The 15,808-nt window shown below is 70.1% G+C and carries 14 protein-coding genes and 1 pseudogene; 11 read left to right on the forward strand and 4 right to left on the reverse strand.

Annotation, left to right across the window (positions count from 1 at the left end):
* Nucleotides 1-379: pseudogene (locus GA0115259_RS16070) on the reverse strand (DNA helicase RecD); the annotation flags it as partial.
* Nucleotides 376-1,359, reverse strand: a complete 984-nt coding sequence (locus tag GA0115259_RS16075) for an aldo/keto reductase (protein WP_066955781.1) — start codon at nt 1,357-1,359, stop codon at nt 376-378. The pseudogene GA0115259_RS16070 and the gene GA0115259_RS16075, both read right to left, overlap by 4 nt.
* Before the next feature lie 130 nt (nt 1,360-1,489).
* On the opposite strand from GA0115259_RS16075, the gene GA0115259_RS16080 reads away from it, so the two are divergent.
* Nucleotides 1,490-2,542 carry an LLM class F420-dependent oxidoreductase gene (locus GA0115259_RS16080; protein ID WP_093596953.1) on the forward strand — a complete coding sequence of 351 codons (1,053 nt, stop codon included), beginning with the start codon at nt 1,490-1,492 and terminating at the stop codon, nt 2,540-2,542.
* A 280-nt stretch (nt 2,543-2,822) separates the two neighbouring features.
* The gene (locus GA0115259_RS16085; RefSeq protein WP_093596956.1) at nt 2,823-3,608 is read left to right on the forward strand and encodes a hypothetical protein; all 786 of its coding nucleotides are present in this window, start codon (nt 2,823-2,825) and stop codon (nt 3,606-3,608) included.
* A gap of 72 nt (nt 3,609-3,680) precedes the next feature.
* Here GA0115259_RS16085 and corA read toward each other — a convergent pair whose 3' ends face one another.
* The gene (gene corA / locus GA0115259_RS16090) at nt 3,681-4,706 is read right to left on the reverse strand and encodes a magnesium/cobalt transporter CorA (RefSeq protein WP_093596959.1); all 1,026 of its coding nucleotides are present in this window, start codon (nt 4,704-4,706) and stop codon (nt 3,681-3,683) included.
* A gap of 134 nt (nt 4,707-4,840) precedes the next feature.
* On the opposite strand from corA, the gene GA0115259_RS16095 reads away from it, so the two are divergent.
* The 4 genes from GA0115259_RS16095 to mshC all read left to right on the forward strand — a co-directional run bounded on the left by GA0115259_RS16095 (nt 4,841) and on the right by mshC (nt 8,522).
* Nucleotides 4,841-5,563 (forward strand): histidine phosphatase family protein, encoded by a 723-nt coding sequence (locus GA0115259_RS16095; RefSeq protein WP_093596962.1) that lies wholly within the window; start codon nt 4,841-4,843, stop codon nt 5,561-5,563.
* Between the two features lie 162 nt (nt 5,564-5,725).
* Nucleotides 5,726-6,316, forward strand: coding sequence for a DUF3090 domain-containing protein (locus GA0115259_RS16100; protein ID WP_093596965.1), 591 nt, complete (start codon nt 5,726-5,728; stop codon nt 6,314-6,316).
* Nucleotides 6,280-7,107: an SCO1664 family protein gene (locus GA0115259_RS16105; protein WP_093596968.1), complete on the forward strand. Its 828-nt coding sequence runs from the start codon at nt 6,280-6,282 to the stop codon at nt 7,105-7,107. The genes GA0115259_RS16100 and GA0115259_RS16105 overlap by 37 nt, the downstream gene beginning before the upstream one ends.
* A 185-nt stretch (nt 7,108-7,292) precedes the next feature.
* On the forward strand, nt 7,293-8,522 hold the full coding sequence (gene mshC / locus GA0115259_RS16110; protein WP_093596971.1) for a cysteine--1-D-myo-inosityl 2-amino-2-deoxy-alpha-D-glucopyranoside ligase: 1,230 nt from the start codon (nt 7,293-7,295) through the stop codon (nt 8,520-8,522).
* A 108-nt stretch (nt 8,523-8,630) separates the two neighbouring features.
* On the opposite strand, the gene GA0115259_RS16115 is transcribed toward mshC, so the two are convergent.
* Entirely contained in the window at nt 8,631-9,680 is a 1,050-nt protein-coding gene (locus tag GA0115259_RS16115) for a PAC2 family protein (protein WP_093596974.1), read from the reverse strand.
* A gap of 251 nt (nt 9,681-9,931) precedes the next feature.
* On the opposite strand from GA0115259_RS16115, the gene GA0115259_RS16120 reads away from it, so the two are divergent.
* The 5 genes from GA0115259_RS16120 to GA0115259_RS16140 are packed head-to-tail and all read left to right on the forward strand — an operon-like array spanning nt 9,932 to nt 15,731.
* On the forward strand, nt 9,932-11,266 hold the full coding sequence (locus GA0115259_RS16120) for an enolase C-terminal domain-like protein (RefSeq protein WP_093596978.1): 1,335 nt from the start codon (nt 9,932-9,934) through the stop codon (nt 11,264-11,266).
* Entirely contained in the window at nt 11,263-12,039 is a 777-nt protein-coding gene (locus GA0115259_RS16125; protein ID WP_093596981.1) for an SDR family NAD(P)-dependent oxidoreductase, read from the forward strand. The genes GA0115259_RS16120 and GA0115259_RS16125 overlap by 4 nt, the downstream gene beginning before the upstream one ends.
* A 28-nt stretch (nt 12,040-12,067) precedes the next feature.
* Nucleotides 12,068-13,156, forward strand: coding sequence for a sugar ABC transporter substrate-binding protein (locus GA0115259_RS16130; protein WP_093596984.1), 1,089 nt, complete (start codon nt 12,068-12,070; stop codon nt 13,154-13,156).
* A 2-nt stretch (nt 13,157-13,158) separates the two neighbouring features.
* A complete protein-coding gene (locus GA0115259_RS16135; protein ID WP_093596987.1) occupies nt 13,159-14,706 on the forward strand; it encodes a sugar ABC transporter ATP-binding protein in 1,548 nt (515 codons plus the stop codon).
* Nucleotides 14,703-15,731: an ABC transporter permease gene (locus tag GA0115259_RS16140; protein ID WP_093596990.1), complete on the forward strand. Its 1,029-nt coding sequence runs from the start codon at nt 14,703-14,705 to the stop codon at nt 15,729-15,731. Before GA0115259_RS16135 ends, GA0115259_RS16140 begins: the two co-directional genes overlap by 4 nt.
* Nucleotides 15,732-15,808 lie beyond the last annotated feature (77 nt).

A 15,808-nucleotide genomic window follows, 5' to 3' on the forward strand; every position in this document is an offset into this window, starting at 1 on the left:
CGGCGGCGAGCAGATCGGCGGCCTGCCCGCTCAGCTTGGCACCGGCCGTGATGGGCCCGCCCTTCTCCGCCTTCCGTCGCTCGATCCGCTCCCGCAATTCCCGCTGCGCCGCCAACTCGGCCGCGGCCTCGGACACTTCGGCCCCGCCCTCGGCCGCCTTGCCGTCTGCGTCGACAGCCCCGCCGGCGTCGGCTTCCGTACCGTCCGTCTCCGCCGTGCCGTCGGCCCCGGCAGCCTCCCCGGCCATCTCCGCGCCGGCCCCGGCGCCCGCCGCGTCCGTACCGTCCGCGGACGGTCCCGCTTCGGCCGCGGGAAGCTCGCCTGTGTCGGCCATGGCGTCGGCCTCCTCCGTGGCAGCGATGTCGCGGTCCGTACTCACAGCGTGCTCCAGTCCTGGTCGGGATAGCGGTGCACGGGCGCCGACACATCGTCGAGCGCCTGGCAGATCTCGTCAGGAAGACTAAGGCTCTCCACTGACAGCGCCGCCGTGAGCTGCTGCGCGTTCCGCGCTCCGATGATCGGGGCCACCACGCCAGGGCGGTCCCTGACCCAGGCCAGCGCCACCTCCAGCGGTGTCGTGGCGAGCCCGTCCGCGGCCGTCGCGACCGCGTCCACGATCCGGCTCGCCGCCTCGTCCAGATACGGCTCGACGAACGGTGCCATCTGCTCCGAGGCGCCCCGTGAGTCCGGCGGTGTGGTGTGCCGGTACTTGCCGGTGAGCACGCCGCGGCCCAGCGGCGACGAGGGCAGCAGCCCGACGCCCAGATCCAGCGCGGCCGGCAGCACCTCACGCTCCACACCGCGCTGCAACAGGGAGTACTCCATCTGTGTGCTGGCCAGCCGCGTCCGTATCCCGGGCGCGGCAAGCTGCCAGGTGGCGGCCTTGGCGAGCTGCCAGCCGCAGTAGTTCGACACTCCCGCGTACCGGGCCCGGCCGCTGCTCACCGCGATGTCCAGGGCGTGCAGCGTCTCCTCCAGCGGTGTCTCGTCGTCAAAGGCGTGTATCTGCCACAGATCCACATAGTCCGTGCCGAGCCGCTCCAGTGACGCGTCGAGTGCGGCGAGCAGATGCCCGCGCGATCCGTCGAAGCGCCGGTACGGATCGGGCACACTGCCGGCCTTTGTCGCGACGATCAGATCGCGGCGCGGCACCAGCCGCTCGATCAACTGCCCGAGCAGATATTCGGACTCCCCTCCGCCGTACACATCCGCCGTGTCGACCAGTGTCCCGCCCGCCTCCCAGAAGGCCTTCAACTGATCGGCGGCGTCGTGCTCGTCGGTGTCCCGCCCCCAGGTCAGGGTGCCGAGCCCGATCCTGGACACACGCAGGCCGGTACGGCCGAGATGCCTCTGCTCCATGGCTGCTGAGATTACTGGCCAGGACCCCACGCGGAGAGAGCCTGTGGACAACCCGCCGCTGACGGAAGCCCGTACGGCGCGCTAGAGTCCCCGGCACAGGGACGTTACTCATCAGTAGTAGGGAGTGGCCATGCGGCTCGGCATCAACCTCGGGTACTGGGGCGCGGGGATGGACGGCGACAACCTCGCGGTCGCGCAGGAGGCCGACCGGCTCGGCTATGACGTCTGCTGGGCCGCCGAGGCGTACGGCTCCGACGCCCCGACCGTACTGAGCTGGGTCGCCGCGCAGACGGAGAGCATCGACGTGGGCTCCGCGATCCTCCAGATCCCGGCCCGCCAGCCCGCCATGACCGCCATGACCGCGGCCACCCTCGACTCCCTCTCCGGCGGCCGGTTCCGGCTCGGCCTCGGCGTCTCGGGCCCTCAGGTCTCCGAGGGCTGGTACGGCGTGAAGTTCGACAAGCCGCTCGCCCGCACCCGGGAGTATGTCGAGATCGTCCGCAGGGCCATGTCCCGCGAGCGGCTGTCCTACGAAGGTGAGCACTGGACGCTGCCGCTGCCCGGCGGTCCCGGCAAGCCGCTGAAGCTCACCGTGCACCCTGAGCGTGAGCACATCCCGCTCTACATCGCCGCGATCGGTCCCAAGAACCTGGAGCAGACCGGCGAGATCGCCGACGGCGCGCTGCTGATCTTCCCGTCCGCCGAGCATCTTGAGGACACCGCGATCAGGCATCTGCGGGCGGGCCGTGAGAAGGCCGGGCTGACCATGGACGGCTTCGACGTCTGTCCGACCGTGCCTCTCGCGCTCGGCGACGACATCAACGCGCTGGCCGACATCTTCCGTCCGTACACCGCGCTGTACGTGGGCGGCATGGGCAGCCGCAGGCAGAACTTCTACAACCAGCTCGCCTGCCGTATGGGCTATGAGAAGGAGGCCGCGGAGATCCAGGACAAGTACCTCTCCGGCGACAAGGAGGGCGCGGCGGCGGCCGTGCCGCACGAGCTGATCGACTCGACCACCCTGCTCGGTTCCGTGGAGCGGATCGCCGACCGGATGCGGGCCTATGCCGCCGCCGGTGTCACCACGCTGACTCTCGCTCCGGCCGGCTTCACGCTCGACGAGCGCCTCGCCGCCCTGCGCGCCGGTACCGACGCCCTGGAGCACGCGGGCCTGGTGTCCTAGCTCCGGGTCCGGGCCCCTGGGACGCGGACCCGTTGGTCCGGACGGGCGATGGCGGCGGTCCCGAGCGCGATAGGAAAAGTCCGCGGCCGTGGTGGGGGCTCGGGGGGTCTTCCCCGCCACGGCCGTCATGTACGACAACGCCTCCGGGCCCCGCTCGGTTACGCGCCGGGCCCGCCTTCGCGCTCCTTCTTTCGGCTCAGCCGAACGGCGCACCTGTTGCCTGTTGTCCCGCACCCCATTTGACTCGTTTTCTGCGGATGTCTGTATGGAGGTGACAGTGATGCTCTCGGCCCGAAGCCTGTTCCAGGAAATCCTGGACGACGACCGTTCCTTCCGGCTCTTCTGTTCCATCGCGGCCAGCGGAGAGGCCCAGGGCGGATGGGAGAACGGCCGGATCGCCGCCCTGGTACCCGAGTCCATGCGGGATCTCGCCCCGAAGATCGCCCGGCACGGAGTCGACGAGGACAAGCACGGGCGCATTTTCCACGCCCTCCTGAAGAAGCGCGGTCTTGAACCGGTCGAGGTCCCGCGCGAGACCGACTACACCATGCTGCTGGAGCGCCGTGGCATCGGGCTCACCCATGCGAAGCTGCGCCGCGACGAGCGGCTCACCGAGGCGGACATCGTGATCTATCTCTCGCACAGCCGGATCACCGAACAGCGGGCCGCCGACCAGATGGTGATGCTGGTGAAGTACTTCGGAGACCATCCCGAGGTGGGCAAGGCCGTCAGGATGATCAGCAATGACGAGGACAACCATCTCGCCTACTGCCACGAGGAACTGCTCGGACTGGCCCGGCAGGGCCACGCCTGTACGATCCACCGGATCCTGCGGGAGTGCGCGATGGCCGAGATCCAGGTCTACCGGCAGGTGAGCCTCGCCGTGATGGAGCGGATGGGCCGGCTCCTCGACTGGCCCACGCCCAAGGCCGCGCTGCTCGCCGCGGCGATCAACGGCATGTACGTGTACGAGCGGCTCCTTGGCTGGCGCCGGATGGTCCGCCTCAGGATGCCGGAGCGCCGCGACGCCCTCGGCGGCCCCGCGACCACGGTCCCCGCCTTCTAGCCTTCCAGGCCCGCCTCACGGACTCCGCGACTCCGCGGGCCCCGCAGAGCCCACACACCCCACAGGCCCCGCCTAGAGCCAGCCCCGCCGCTTGAACTGGCGGTGCAGCGCCGTCACCACGACCACCATGAAGCCGATCACGGCGGGATAGCCCCACACATAGTGCAGCTCCGGCATGTGCGAGAAGTTCATACCGTAGATCCCCGCGACCAGCGTGGGCACCGCGGCCATGGCCGCCCAGGCCGAGATCTTCCGCATGTCGTCGTTCTGCCGCACTCCCATCTGCGCGAGATGCGCCGACAGGATGTCCGAGAGCAGCCGGTCCAGCCCTTCCACCTGCTCGTTGGCGCGCAGGAGGTGGTCGTTGACATCCCGGAAGAACGGCCGCGAGTGGTCATGGACGAAGGGCACGCCCGCGCTCGCCAGCCGGGCCATCGGCGCCGCCAGCGGCCCGCTCGCCCGGCGGAACTCCAGCACCTGTCGCTTGAAGTTGTAGATCCGTGCCGCGGTCGACGTCGCGGACGCCGTGCCGCGTGAGGAGCCCGGCGCACCGTCGCCGCCGCTCGGCGAGAAGACGTCCTCCTCCAGCTCCTCCAGATCGGTCTGGAGCTCCACGGCGACCTCGATGTAGTGGTCCACCACCGCGTCGCTGACGGCGTAAAGCACCGCCGTGGGGCCGTGCTTGAGCACCTCCGGCTCCGCTTCGAGCCGCTGCCGTACGGCGGTGAGCGCCGCGCCCTCGCCGTGGCGGACCGTCACCACGAAGGAGTCGCCCATGAATACCATCAGCTCGCCGGTGGAGACGGTGTCGCCCTCCGGCTCGTACTCCACGGGCTTGAGGACCATGAACAGCGAGTCCTCGTAGACCTCCAGCTTGGGCCGCTGATGCGCGTGGAGCGCGTCCTCGACGGCCAGCGGATGCAGCCCGAACTCGTCACGTACGAGGTCGAACTCGTGCTGTGTCGGTTCGTGCAGCCCGAGCCAGAGAAAGGCGTCGCCCTGGGCGCGCGCCTCGTCGAGGGCGTCGGAGAAGTCGGCGGGGCCGTCGGTGCGGCGTCCGTCGCGGTAAATGGCACAGTCCACGATCACGGCGGGCATTCTTCCCGCTCCCGCGCCCGGCCGCACGCCGTGCCCGTACGGTCCGCCTCGTACGTAGGGGCCGTACCCCGCCCGTACCGCCCGGTTCACCCCGGCGGGCACCGGCCGGTACCGGGCGGCATACCCTGGCGGGCATGGCCACGTTGATCCTCGTACGTCATGGACGGTCCACCGCCAACACCGCGGGAGTGCTCGCCGGCTGGACGCCGGGGGTCGCCCTCGACGAGCGCGGCGCCGCGCAGGCCGCGGCCCTGCCGGAACGGCTGGCCGGTGTGCCGCTCGCCGCCGTCGTCACCAGCCCGCTCCAGCGCTGCCGCGAGACGCTTCAGCCGCTGCTCGACGCCCGCCCGGGACTGGAGGCGCGGACCGAGGACCGCATCGGCGAGTGCCACTACGGCGACTGGTCGGGCCGCAAGCTCGCCGAGCTGGCCGACGAGCCGCTGATGACGGTCGTACAGCAGCATCCCTCCGCCGCCGCGTTCCCCGGAGGCGAGTCGATGCGCGCCATGCAGACGCGTGCCGTGGAGGCCGTACGGGAGTGGAACACCCGGATCGAGGAGGAGCACGGTGAGGACGCCGTCTTCCTGATGTGCTCCCACGGCGACATCATCAAGGCGCTCGTGGCGGACGCCCTGGGCATGCATCTGGATCTCTTCCAGCGGATCCATGTGGACCCGTGCTCGGTGACGGCGATCCGCTACACGCGTCTGCGTCCGTTCCTGCTCCGGCTCGGTGACACCGGCGACCTCGGCGGACTGGCGCCGCGCGAGAGTCCCGGCGAGAGCGCCGACGCCAGCACCGCGGACGGCACCGACGGCGGCAGCGGGATCGTAGGAGGCGGCGCGGGAGCACCGTGATCGCTCCGCGCAGTAGGGTGGACGCGCCGTCCGCGCGATCCGGTGGGCCGTCCGCGGCCCCCGATCCCGCCCTCTGCAATCCGCTCCACTGTCCGTCCGTATTCGTCACGCCATATCCGTCACCGCCCGTCGGTGACGATCGATTTCCAAGGGAGACAGGACGTGTCCCGTCAGGTGTTCCTCTACGATCCGCCGGACCGCTTCGTGGCCGGCACGGTCGGGCTGCCTGGACGCCGTACGTTCTTCCTCCAGGCTTCCGGCGCCGGGCGCGTCACCAGCGTCGCCCTGGAGAAGACCCAGGTGGCCGCGCTCGCCGAACGGATCGACGAGCTGCTGGACGAGGTGGTACGCCGTACCGGAGGCAATGCCCCGGTGCCGGTCATGGCGCCTCCCGAGATCTCCGACTCGGCCCCGCTCGACGCCCCGGTGGAGGAGGAGTTCCGGGTCGGCACCATGGCGCTGGCCTGGGACGGTGACGAGCAGCGCATGATCGTCGAGGCTCAGGCGCTGGTCGAGCTGGACGCCGATACCGAGGAGGACCTCGCCGAGGCCGAGGAGCGGCTCCTCCAGGACGAGGAGAACGGTCCGCCGATGCTCCGCGTCCGGCTCTCCGGCGCCCAGGCCAGAGCCTTCGCCAAGCGCGCCCTGGACGTTGTCAACGCGGGCCGGCCACCGTGTCCGCTGTGCAGCCTGCCGCTCGATCCGGAAGGACATGTATGCCCGCGCCAGAACGGATACCGCCGCGGAGCGTGACCGTGGTCGATCTGCTCACCAAGGGCGAACTGACCGTGCGCGGACGCATCCGTGAGGCGTCCAACGCGGTTCTCTACTGCTCCGTCTCGTACGAGGGCATGGAAGCCAACTGCGTCTACAAGCCCGTCGCGGGCGAGCGGCCCCTGTGGGACTTTCCCGACGGGACGCTCGCCCAGCGCGAGGTGGCGGCGTACGAGGTCTCCGAGGCGACCGGCTGGGCCCTGGTGCCGCCGACCGTGCTCCGGGACGGCCCGTACGGCCAGGGCATGTGCCAGCTCTGGATCGAGGCCGAGGCCGAGGCGGCCGGACAGCAGCTGCTGGCCCTGGTGGAGGACGAGGAACCGGGCGACGGCTGGAAGGCCGTCGGGCTCGCCGAGGTGGGCGAGGGCCGTACGGCGCTGCTGGTGCACGCCGACGACGAGCGGCTGCGCAGGCTCGCCGTGCTCGACGCGGTCATCAACAACGGCGACCGCAAGGGCGGTCATCTGCTGCCCGCGCCGGAAGGACGGCTGTACGGGATCGACCACGGCGTCACCTTCAACGTCGACGACAAGCTGCGCACCCTGCTCTGGGGCTGGGCCGGCGAGCCGCTGACTCCGGAGGTGCTGGAGGTGCTCGCGCGTCTGGAGGACGCCCTGGCGGAGTCCGCGCCTCTCGCCACCCGGCTGGCCGAACTCATCACGGCGGCCGAGACCGATGCCGTACGGGCCCGGGTCCGCGAGCTGCGCCGTACTGGCCGTCATCCGCAGCCCTCGGGCCAGTGGCCCGCGATCCCCTGGCCTCCCGTGTAGCCACCGGTCGGTACGCGACCGGACACCGGCCGGTACGAGACGGCCGCCCCGGGTGCCTGTCGACCTCCGGTGCGTATCGGCCATACCGCACAAGCACTTTCCGGCCGTATGCGCAAGAGTGCCCAACCGGCCAGGAGCACCCATCCGGTTCGTATGCGGAACATCCATCCGGTTACGCTCATGGCATGTATGCCTGGCCCGCTTCCGAAGTCCCCGCCCTGCCCGGCAGTGGCCGCGACCTCAGGATTCACGACACCTCGACCGATGGCCGAGTCACCCTTGAGCCCGGTCCCGTCGCCCGTATCTACGTCTGCGGTATCACCCCGTACGACGCGACCCACATGGGTCACGCGGCGACCTACAACGCGTTCGACCTCGTCCAGCGCGTGTGGCTCGACACGAAGCGGCAGGTTCAGTACGTCCAGAACGTGACGGATGTCGACGATCCGCTGCTGGAGCGGGCACGGCGCGACGGAGAGGACTGGACCGGCCTCGCGGAGCGTGAGACGGCCCTCTTCCGGGAGGACATGACCGCGCTGCGGATGCTGCCGCCCCAGCACTACATCGGCGCCGTCGAGGCCATACCGGGCATCGTGCCGCTGGTGGAACGGCTGCGCGACGCCGGTGCCGCCTACGAACTCGAAGGCGACGTCTACTTCTCCGTGGCGGCCGATCCGCACTTCGGCGAGGTCTCCCGGCTCGACGCCGAGGCGATGCGGCTGCTTTCGGCCGAGCGCGGCGGCGATCCCGACCGGCCGGGCAAGAAGAATCCGCTCGACCCGATCCTCTGGCTGGCCGCCCGTCCCGGCGAGCCGAGCTGGGACGGCGGCACGCTGGGCCGTGGCAGGCCCGGCTGGCACATCGAGTGTGTGGCCATCGCCCTCGACCATCTCGGCATGGGCTTCGACGTGCAGGGCGGCGGCAGCGATCTCGCCTTCCCGCACCATGAGATGGGCGCCTCGCACGCCCAGGTGCTGACCGGTGAGCAACCGTTCGCGCGCGCCTACGTACACGCCGGAATGGTCGGTCTCAACGGCGAGAAGATGTCCAAGTCCAAGGGCAATCTCGTCTTCGTGTCCACGCTGCGCCGTGAGGGCGTGGACCCGGCGGCGATCCGTCTCGCGCTGCTCGCGCACCACTACCGCTCCGACTGGGAGTGGACCGACACGGTGCTCCAGGAGGCCGTGGCGCGTCTGGCGCGCTGGCGGGCGGCGGTGTCGAGACCTGACGGACCGCCGTCGGACGCGGTCGTCGAGGAGATCCGAGAGGCGCTGGCGGACGATCTGGACGCTCCCGCGGCGCTTTTGGCCGTCGACCGGTGGGCGGCGCTCCAGGAGGCCGCCGGCGGTACGGACGAGGGCGCGCCCGGCGTGGTGTCCCGAGCGGTCGACGCGCTGCTGGGAGTCGCGCTGTAGGCGTACAGGCCGAAGGCCGAAAGGGAGCGGGGCGGCGCCCGACGGCGCCGCCCCGCTTCTTCTTGCCTTCCTTTTGCCTGCCTCGCCGGGACTCGGTCCTGCCGGGACTCAGTCCTCGGAGTCGGCGGAACCGTCCTCGTTGTCCGGTCCCTGCTCAGGACGGGCGGGTCCCTGCTCGGACTCCTTGCCCGGCTCACCGCCGCCGCGCGCGGGCCGCTGTGGTCGGCCGCCGCCGCGCCCGCCGGAGGCATCGCGCAGATATGAGGATCCCTCACCGCTCTCCGTGGCATGGCCTCCCGGAGCGGCCTGTCCGGGACCGCCGTCGCGCCGCCGCAGATACCGCTCGAACTCCCGGGCGATGGCCTCGCCGGACGCCTCGGGGAGCTCCGCGGTGTCCCGCGCCTCCTCCAGCGACTGGACGTACTCCGCCACCTCGCTGTCCTCGGCGGCCAGTTGGTCCACGCCGAGCTGCCAGGCCCGTGCGTCCTCGGCCAGTTCACCCAGCGGGATCCGCAGACCGATCAGATCCTCCAGCCGGTTCAGCAGCGCCAGCGTCGCCTTCGGATTGGGCGGCTGCGACACATAGTGCGGCACAGCGGCCCACAGACTCACCGCGGGGACGCCCGCGTGTGTGCAGGCCTCCTGGAGGATGCCGACGATGCCGGTCGGTCCCTCGTACCGCGTCTCCTCCAGATCCATCGTCCTGGCCAGATCCGTGTCCGAGGTGACGCCGCTGACCGGCACCGGGCGCGTGTGCGGGGTGTCGCCGAGCAGCGCGCCCAGGATGACCACCATCTCCACGCCCAGCTCATGGGCGAAGCCCAGCAGCTCGTTGCAGAACGAGCGCCAGCGCATGGACGGCTCGATACCGCGGACCAGCACCAGGTCACGAGGTTTCTCGCCGCCGATCCGGACCACGGAGAGCCGGGTGGTCGGCCAGGTGATCTTCCGTACGCCGCCGTCCAGGTAGACCGTGGGCCGGTTGACCTGGAAGTCGTAGTAGTCCTCGGCGTCGAGCGCCGCGAACACCTCGCCCTTCCACTCCCGGTCGAGATGCGCGACCGCTGTGGAGGCTGCGTCGCCCGCGTCGTTCCAGCCCTCGAACGCGGCCACCATGACCGGGTCGATCAGCTCGGGAACCCCCTCGAGCTCGATCACCCAGTGCCTCCTTCCGAAGTTCCCTTTCGTACGGACCAACCTTACGGCTTTCCCGGTGCCCGCCCGCAGCCCCGCGTACGCCCGGGTGAACTTCGGCTTACCGGGGCATAGGCCGGAGAACTGACGCTTCTCCCGGAAGATTCATCCGAGCTGTCATCGTAATTTTCGTTCCGACCCTGGACTGTCTGGCCTGAACGGCGCTATACATCGGATGACCACTAGAGGTCCGATGTTCTTCTCAGGGAGCGTGCATGAGTCAGACCGTCACGGGGTTCGAGGTTCACGACATCCGTTTTCCCACCTCGGAACAGCTCGACGGCTCCGACGCCATGAACCCGGATCCCGACTACTCGGCCGCCTATCTGGTGCTGCGTACGGACGGCGGCGCGGAGGGCCATGGATTCTGCTTCACGATCGGGCGTGGCAACGAGGTCACCGCGACCGCCATCGAGGCGCTGCGGCCCTATGTACTGGGCAGACCGGCCCCGCACACGGCGGCCGATCTCGCCGCCCTCTACTTCGAGCTGACCCATGACTCCCAGCTCCGCTGGCTCGGCCCGGAGAAGGGCGTCATGCATATGGCGGCCGGCGCCGTCGTGAACGCGGCCTGGGACCTGGCGGCCAAGGCGGCGGGCAAGCCCGTCTGGGAGTTCCTCTCGGACATGACGCCCGAGGAGCTGGTCTCCCTGGTCGACTTCCGCTATCTGAGCGACGCCCTCACACCGGACGAGGCGCTGGCCATCCTGCGCGCCGTCGAGCCGGGCCGGGCGGAGCGGGCCGCCCGGCTGCGCGCCGAGGGCTATCCCGCGTACACCACCTCGCCCGGCTGGCTCGGCTACTCCGACAGCAAGCTCGTCACCCTCGCCAAGCAGGCCGTCGCCGACGGCTTCGAGCAGATCAAGCTCAAGGTCGGCGCCGATCTGGAGGACGACATCCGGCGGATGAAGCTGGCCCGCGCCGCCGTCGGTCCCGGTATCCGGATCGCCGTCGACGCGAACCAGCGCTGGGACGTCGCCGAGGCGGTGCGCTGGATGTCGGCCCTCGCTCCGTACGAACCGCACTGGATCGAGGAGCCGACCAGCCCTGACGACATCCTCGGCCACGCCGCCGTACGCGCCGGTCAGCCGGTCAAGGTGGCCACCGGCGAGCATGTCGCCAACCGCGTGATGTTCAAGCAGCTTCTCCAGGCCGAGGCCGTCGACTACGTTCAGATCGACGCGGCCCGGGTCGCCGGAGTCAACGAGAATCTGGCGATCCTGCTGCTCGCGGCCAAGTACGGCAGACCGGTCTGCCCGCACGCCGGCGGTGTCGGACTCTGCGAACTCGTGCAGCATCTCTCGATGTTCGACTATGTCGCCGTCTCCGGAAGCTGGGAGGACCGGATCATCGAGTATGTCGACCATCTGCACGAGCACTTCGCCGATCCCGTGGTGATCACCTCGGGACGCTACGAGGCGCCGGGCGCACCGGGCTTCTCCGCCCAAATGCTGCCCGAGTCGATCGCCGCGCACCGCTATCCGGAAGGGCCCGTCTGGCAGGCCCGTACCACCGGCGAGCCCCGCACCACCGAGGAGAACGACCGATGACCGACCTACGGGACTTCGAAGGGCTCGGCGCCCTGGTCACGGGCGGTGCCTCGGGCATCGGCGCGGCCATCGCCACGCTGCTGCTGGAACGCGGCGCCCAGGTCGCCGTACTGGACCGCGACTGCGCGGGCGCGCCCAAGGGCACGCTGCCGCTCACGGCGGACGTCACCGACGACGCGGCGGTACGGGCCGCCGTGGACAGCGCGGCGGCGGAGTTCGGCGGGCTGCACACGGTCGTCTCCAACGCGGGCCTCGGCGCCATCGGGACCGTCGCGGACAATCCCGACGACGAGTGGCGGCGCGTCCTGGACATCAATGTCCTCGGGATGGTCCGCACCGCCCGGCACGCCCTGCCGCATCTGCGCCGCTCGGCCGCAGAACGGCCCGGCTGTGTCTCGATCACCCAGACCTGCTCCATCGCCGCCACCGCCGGGCTGCCGCAGCGCGCCCTCTACAGCGCCAGCAAGGGCGCCGTACTGTCGCTGACGCTGGCCATGGCGGCCGACCATGTCCGCGAGGGCATCCGGGTCAACTGCGTCAATCCCGGTACCGCGGACACACCTTGGGTCGGCCGGCTGCTCGACCAGGCCGCGGACCCCGAGGCCGAACGCGCGGCCCTCGAAGCGCGCCAGCCCACGGGACGGCTGGTCGCCGCGGCCGAGGTCGCCGCAGCCGTCGCCTATCTCGCCAGCCCTGCCGCGGCCGCCGTCACGGGGACGGCGCTCGCGGTCGACGGCGGAATGCAGGGCTTGCGCCTGCGCCCCGTCAACTGAGCCGCACTCATCTGGAGGATGGACAATCATGCAGCGACACAGCACGGGACGCTCCGCCCCGCACAGACTTCCACTCGCCCGACTCCGTACCACCGGTGCCTCGGCCTGCGCCGTGGTCCTGGCCGTCACGGTCCTGGCCGGGTGCAACCGTGACCAGGGCAGCGACGCCGCGGGCGGTGGCAAGGTCGGTATCGATCTGCCGCGCAGCGACAGCGACTTCTGGAACTCGTACCAGCAGTACATCGAGAAGGGCGTCAAGGCCCGCGAGGTCGACGCGCTCTCGCTGACCAACTCGCAGAACGACATCGGAAAGCTCGTCTCCAATGTCCAGGTCTTCACCGACCAGGGCGCCAAGGCCGTCATCATGGCCCCGCAGGACACCGGCGCGATAGCCGAGACGCTCCAGACGCTGAGCGAGAAGAAGATCCCGGTCATCAGCGTGGACACCCGTCCCGACAAGGGCGATGTCTACATGGTCGTACGGGCCGACAACCGCGCGTACGGCGAGAAGGCCTGCCAGTACCTGGGCGAGCAGCTCAAGGGCAAGGGCAAGGTCGTCGAGTTCCAGGGCGACCTGTCCTCCATCAACGGCCGTGACCGCTCCGAGGCGTTCAAGTCCTGTATGGACGAGAAGTTCCCCGGCATCCAGGTCTTCGAGCTGGCCACCGAGTGGAAGGGCGATGTCGCCTCGGCCAAGCTCCAGTCGACGCTGACAGCCCACCCGGACATCAACGGCATCTACATGCAGGCCGGCGGTGTCTTCCTCCAGCCGACGCTGGCCCTGCTGGAGCAGAAGAAGCTGCTCAAGGCGCCCGGCACCGAGGGACACATCACGATCATCTCCAACGACGGCATCCCGGAGGAACTGGACGCCATCCGCGAAGGGAAGATCGACGCCACCGTCTCCCAGCCGGCCGACCTGTACGCCAACTACGCGCTGTACTGGGCCAAGCAGGCGCTCGCGGGCGTGACTCCCAAGGAGGGCCCGACCGACCACGAGTCCACGATCATCAAGATCCCGAACGGCTTCGAGGACCAGCTTCCCGCGCCGCTCGTGACCAAGGAGAACGTGGACGACCCGAAGCTGTGGGCCAACCAGCTGGAGAAGAAGAGCTAGCGATGGACTCCAAGCGGCAGGAAACTCCGGCTGCGGTACACGCGGAAGGCATCGTCAAGCGCTTCGGTCCCACCGTGGCGCTGGACGGCGTCCGGCTCACCGTACGGCCCGGCGAGTCCCACGCGCTCGTGGGACGCAACGGCGCGGGCAAGTCCACCCTGGTCAGCGTGATCACCGGGCTGCACAGGCCGGACGCGGGCCGGGTGAGCTTCGGCGGCGAGCCCGCGCCCGCCTTCGGCGACACCACGGCCTGGCAGTCCAAGGTCGCCTGTGTGTACCAGAAGTCGATGGTCGTGCCCGATCTGACCGTCGCGGAGAATCTGTTCCTCAACCACTACGGTCTGGACCGGAGCGGTGCCGGACCGGGCGGCCGGTTCATCAGCTGGCGTGGGCTGCGCCGACGCGCACAGGATCTGCTCGCGGAGTACGGAGTCGATGTCGATCCGAACGCCCGCGCCAAGGATCTTCCGGTCGAGCAGCGGCAGTTCGTCGAGATCGCACGGGCGCTGTCCTTCGGCGCCCGGCTGATCATCCTTGACGAGCCCACGGCGCAGCTCGACGCCCGCGGTATCCAGCGGCTCTTCGACAAGCTCCGCGAACTGCGGAGCCAGGGAGTGGCGTTCCTCTTCATCTCCCACCATCTCCAGGAGGTGTACGAACTGTGCACCGCCGTCACCGTCTACCGCGACGCCCGCCATGTGCTGACCGCACCGGTGGCCGAGTTGTCGAAGGAAGACCTGGTGTCGGCGATGACCGGCGAGTCGGCGGGCACGGCCGTCGCCTGGCACGCCGCGCGCGCGACCGCGCCGGACGCCGGGGCCGAGCCCGTACTGGAGGTCGAAGGGCTCGCCCTGGAGGGCGAGTTCGATCCGCTCGATCTCGCCGTACGGCCCGGTGAGGTGCTCGGTCTGGCCGGGAGCGCGGCCAGCGGCAACACGGCGCTCGGCGAGACCCTGGTCGGGATGCGCGCGCCGACCGCGGGACGGATCGCCGTACGCGGGCGCCCGGTCAAGCCCGGCAGCGTCCCGCACGCCCTGGACGCCGGAATCGGCTACATCCCCGAGGACCGGCACCGCCAGGGACTCGTACTGGACCGGAGCGTCGCCGAGAACGCCACGCTCACGGTCACCGATCAGCTCGGCCCGTGGGGCACCGTACTGCCCTCACGGACCAGGGAGTTCGCCAAGGGCATGATCGAGTCGCTGGACATCAAGACACAGGGCCCCGAGCAGCCCGTCTCTGGACTGTCCGGCGGCAATCAGCAGAAGGTCGTCGTCGCCCGCGCCCTGGCGCGCGGCCCGAGCGCGCTGGTCGCCCTGCGGCCCACCGCGGGCGTCGATGTGAAGTCGAAGGACTCGCTGCTCGGCGTGGTGCGCAGAGTGGCGGACGAGGGCAGCGCGGCCGTGATCATCTCGGACGAGCTGGACGATCTGCGGGTGTGCGACCGGGTGCTCGCCCTGTTCCACGGGCGCGTGGTGGCGTCGTTCGAAAGCGGGTGGACCGACCGGGAACTGGTCGCCGCCATGGAAGGTGTGGGAGAGCGGGAATGACGGAGACCATACGACCGCCGGTGGCGGAGGAGACCGGGAGCGCGGCTCCGCGCGGCCGGCTCCAGCTCATCCGGTGGAGCGACTTCTCCCTGGTGCCGGTGATCCTGGTGCTGATGGTGATCGGCTTCATCGTCTCGCCGGTCTTCCTCACCTCCAGCAATCTGATCAGCGTCGTCCAGCAGTCCTCGGAGCTGAGCCTGCTGGTCCTCGGCCAGGCGCTGATCCTGATCTGCGGCCGGATGGACCTGTCCCTGGAGTCGACGATCGGGATAGCGCCGGTCATCGCCATGTGGCTGGTGCTGCCCTCGGAGGGGGGCCGGTTCGCCGGACTCGATCTGCTGCCGGTCTGGATGGCCATCCCGGCCTGTCTGCTGGTCGGTGTGGCCATCGGCGCGGTCAACGGCTTTCTGATGCTCAAGCTGCGGGTGAACGGCTTCATCGCCACCCTCGGCATGCTCACCATGCTGCGCGGCCTCCACATCGGTATCACCGAGGGCAAGTCGATCACCGATGTCCCGGAGTCCTTCCGGTACCTGGGCAAGACCGACTGGCTGGGCGCGCCGGCCGCCGTCTGGATCTGTCTGGCGCTGTTCGCGATCGGCGGCGCGGCGCTCGCGTGGCTGCGGCACGGACGGTCGCTGTACGCCATCGGCGGCAATCCGGAGGCGGCCCGCGCGGCCGGTATCCGGGTGGACCGCGTCACCTGGATCGTGCTGGCCGTCGGCGGGCTGCTCGCGGCCTTCGCGGGCATCCTCTACACCGGTCACTACGGCTCGGTCGCGGCCACCCAGGGCAACGGCTGGATCTTCCAGGTCTTCGCCGCGGCCGTCATCGGCGGTATCAGCCTCAAGGGCGGGCGCGGCACGCTCTTCGGCGCGCTGACGGGTGTGCTGACGCTTCAGCTCGTGGTCAATGTGATGACGCTCGGAGGTGTGCCCGCGCTCTGGAACCAGTTCCTCAACGGCGCGATCATCATCGTCGCGCTGGTCATCTCCCGCTTTGCGAGCGGCGAGAAGCAGGACTGATCCGTAGGACTGCCCGTACGTACAGGTACGTGCCGCCGCCTCGGCCCGCGGGCCCCTGAGATCTCAGGGGCCCGCGG

The sequence above is a fragment of the Streptomyces sp. MnatMP-M17 genome (genome assembly GCF_900091995.1).
Lineage (GTDB): Bacteria > Actinomycetota > Actinomycetes > Streptomycetales > Streptomycetaceae > Streptomyces.

Bases quoted from the DNA above. Each gene is read 5' to 3' on its own strand.
- GA0115259_RS16080 (WP_093596953.1), top strand. From the start codon at position 1,490: ATGCGGCTCGGCATCAACCTCGGGTACTGGGGCGCGGGGATGGACGGC.
- GA0115259_RS16120 (WP_093596978.1), top strand. From the start codon at position 9,932: ATGAGTCAGACCGTCACGGGGTTCGAGGTTCACGACATCCGTTTTCCC.
- GA0115259_RS16125 (WP_093596981.1), top strand. From the start codon at position 11,263: ATGACCGACCTACGGGACTTCGAAGGGCTCGGCGCCCTGGTCACGGGC.
- GA0115259_RS16075 (WP_066955781.1), bottom strand. From the start codon at position 1,359: ATGGAGCAGAGGCATCTCGGCCGTACCGGCCTGCGTGTGTCCAGGATC.
- mshC (WP_093596971.1), top strand. From the start codon at position 7,293: ATGTATGCCTGGCCCGCTTCCGAAGTCCCCGCCCTGCCCGGCAGTGGC.
- GA0115259_RS16130 (WP_093596984.1), top strand. From the start codon at position 12,068: ATGCAGCGACACAGCACGGGACGCTCCGCCCCGCACAGACTTCCACTC.
- corA (WP_093596959.1), bottom strand. From the start codon at position 4,706: ATGCCCGCCGTGATCGTGGACTGTGCCATTTACCGCGACGGACGCCGC.
- GA0115259_RS16135 (WP_093596987.1), top strand. From the start codon at position 13,159: ATGGACTCCAAGCGGCAGGAAACTCCGGCTGCGGTACACGCGGAAGGC.
- GA0115259_RS16085 (WP_093596956.1), top strand. From the start codon at position 2,823: ATGCTCTCGGCCCGAAGCCTGTTCCAGGAAATCCTGGACGACGACCGT.
- GA0115259_RS16105 (WP_093596968.1), top strand. From the start codon at position 6,280: ATGCCCGCGCCAGAACGGATACCGCCGCGGAGCGTGACCGTGGTCGAT.
- GA0115259_RS16095 (WP_093596962.1), top strand. From the start codon at position 4,841: ATGGCCACGTTGATCCTCGTACGTCATGGACGGTCCACCGCCAACACC.
- GA0115259_RS16140 (WP_093596990.1), top strand. From the start codon at position 14,703: ATGACGGAGACCATACGACCGCCGGTGGCGGAGGAGACCGGGAGCGCG.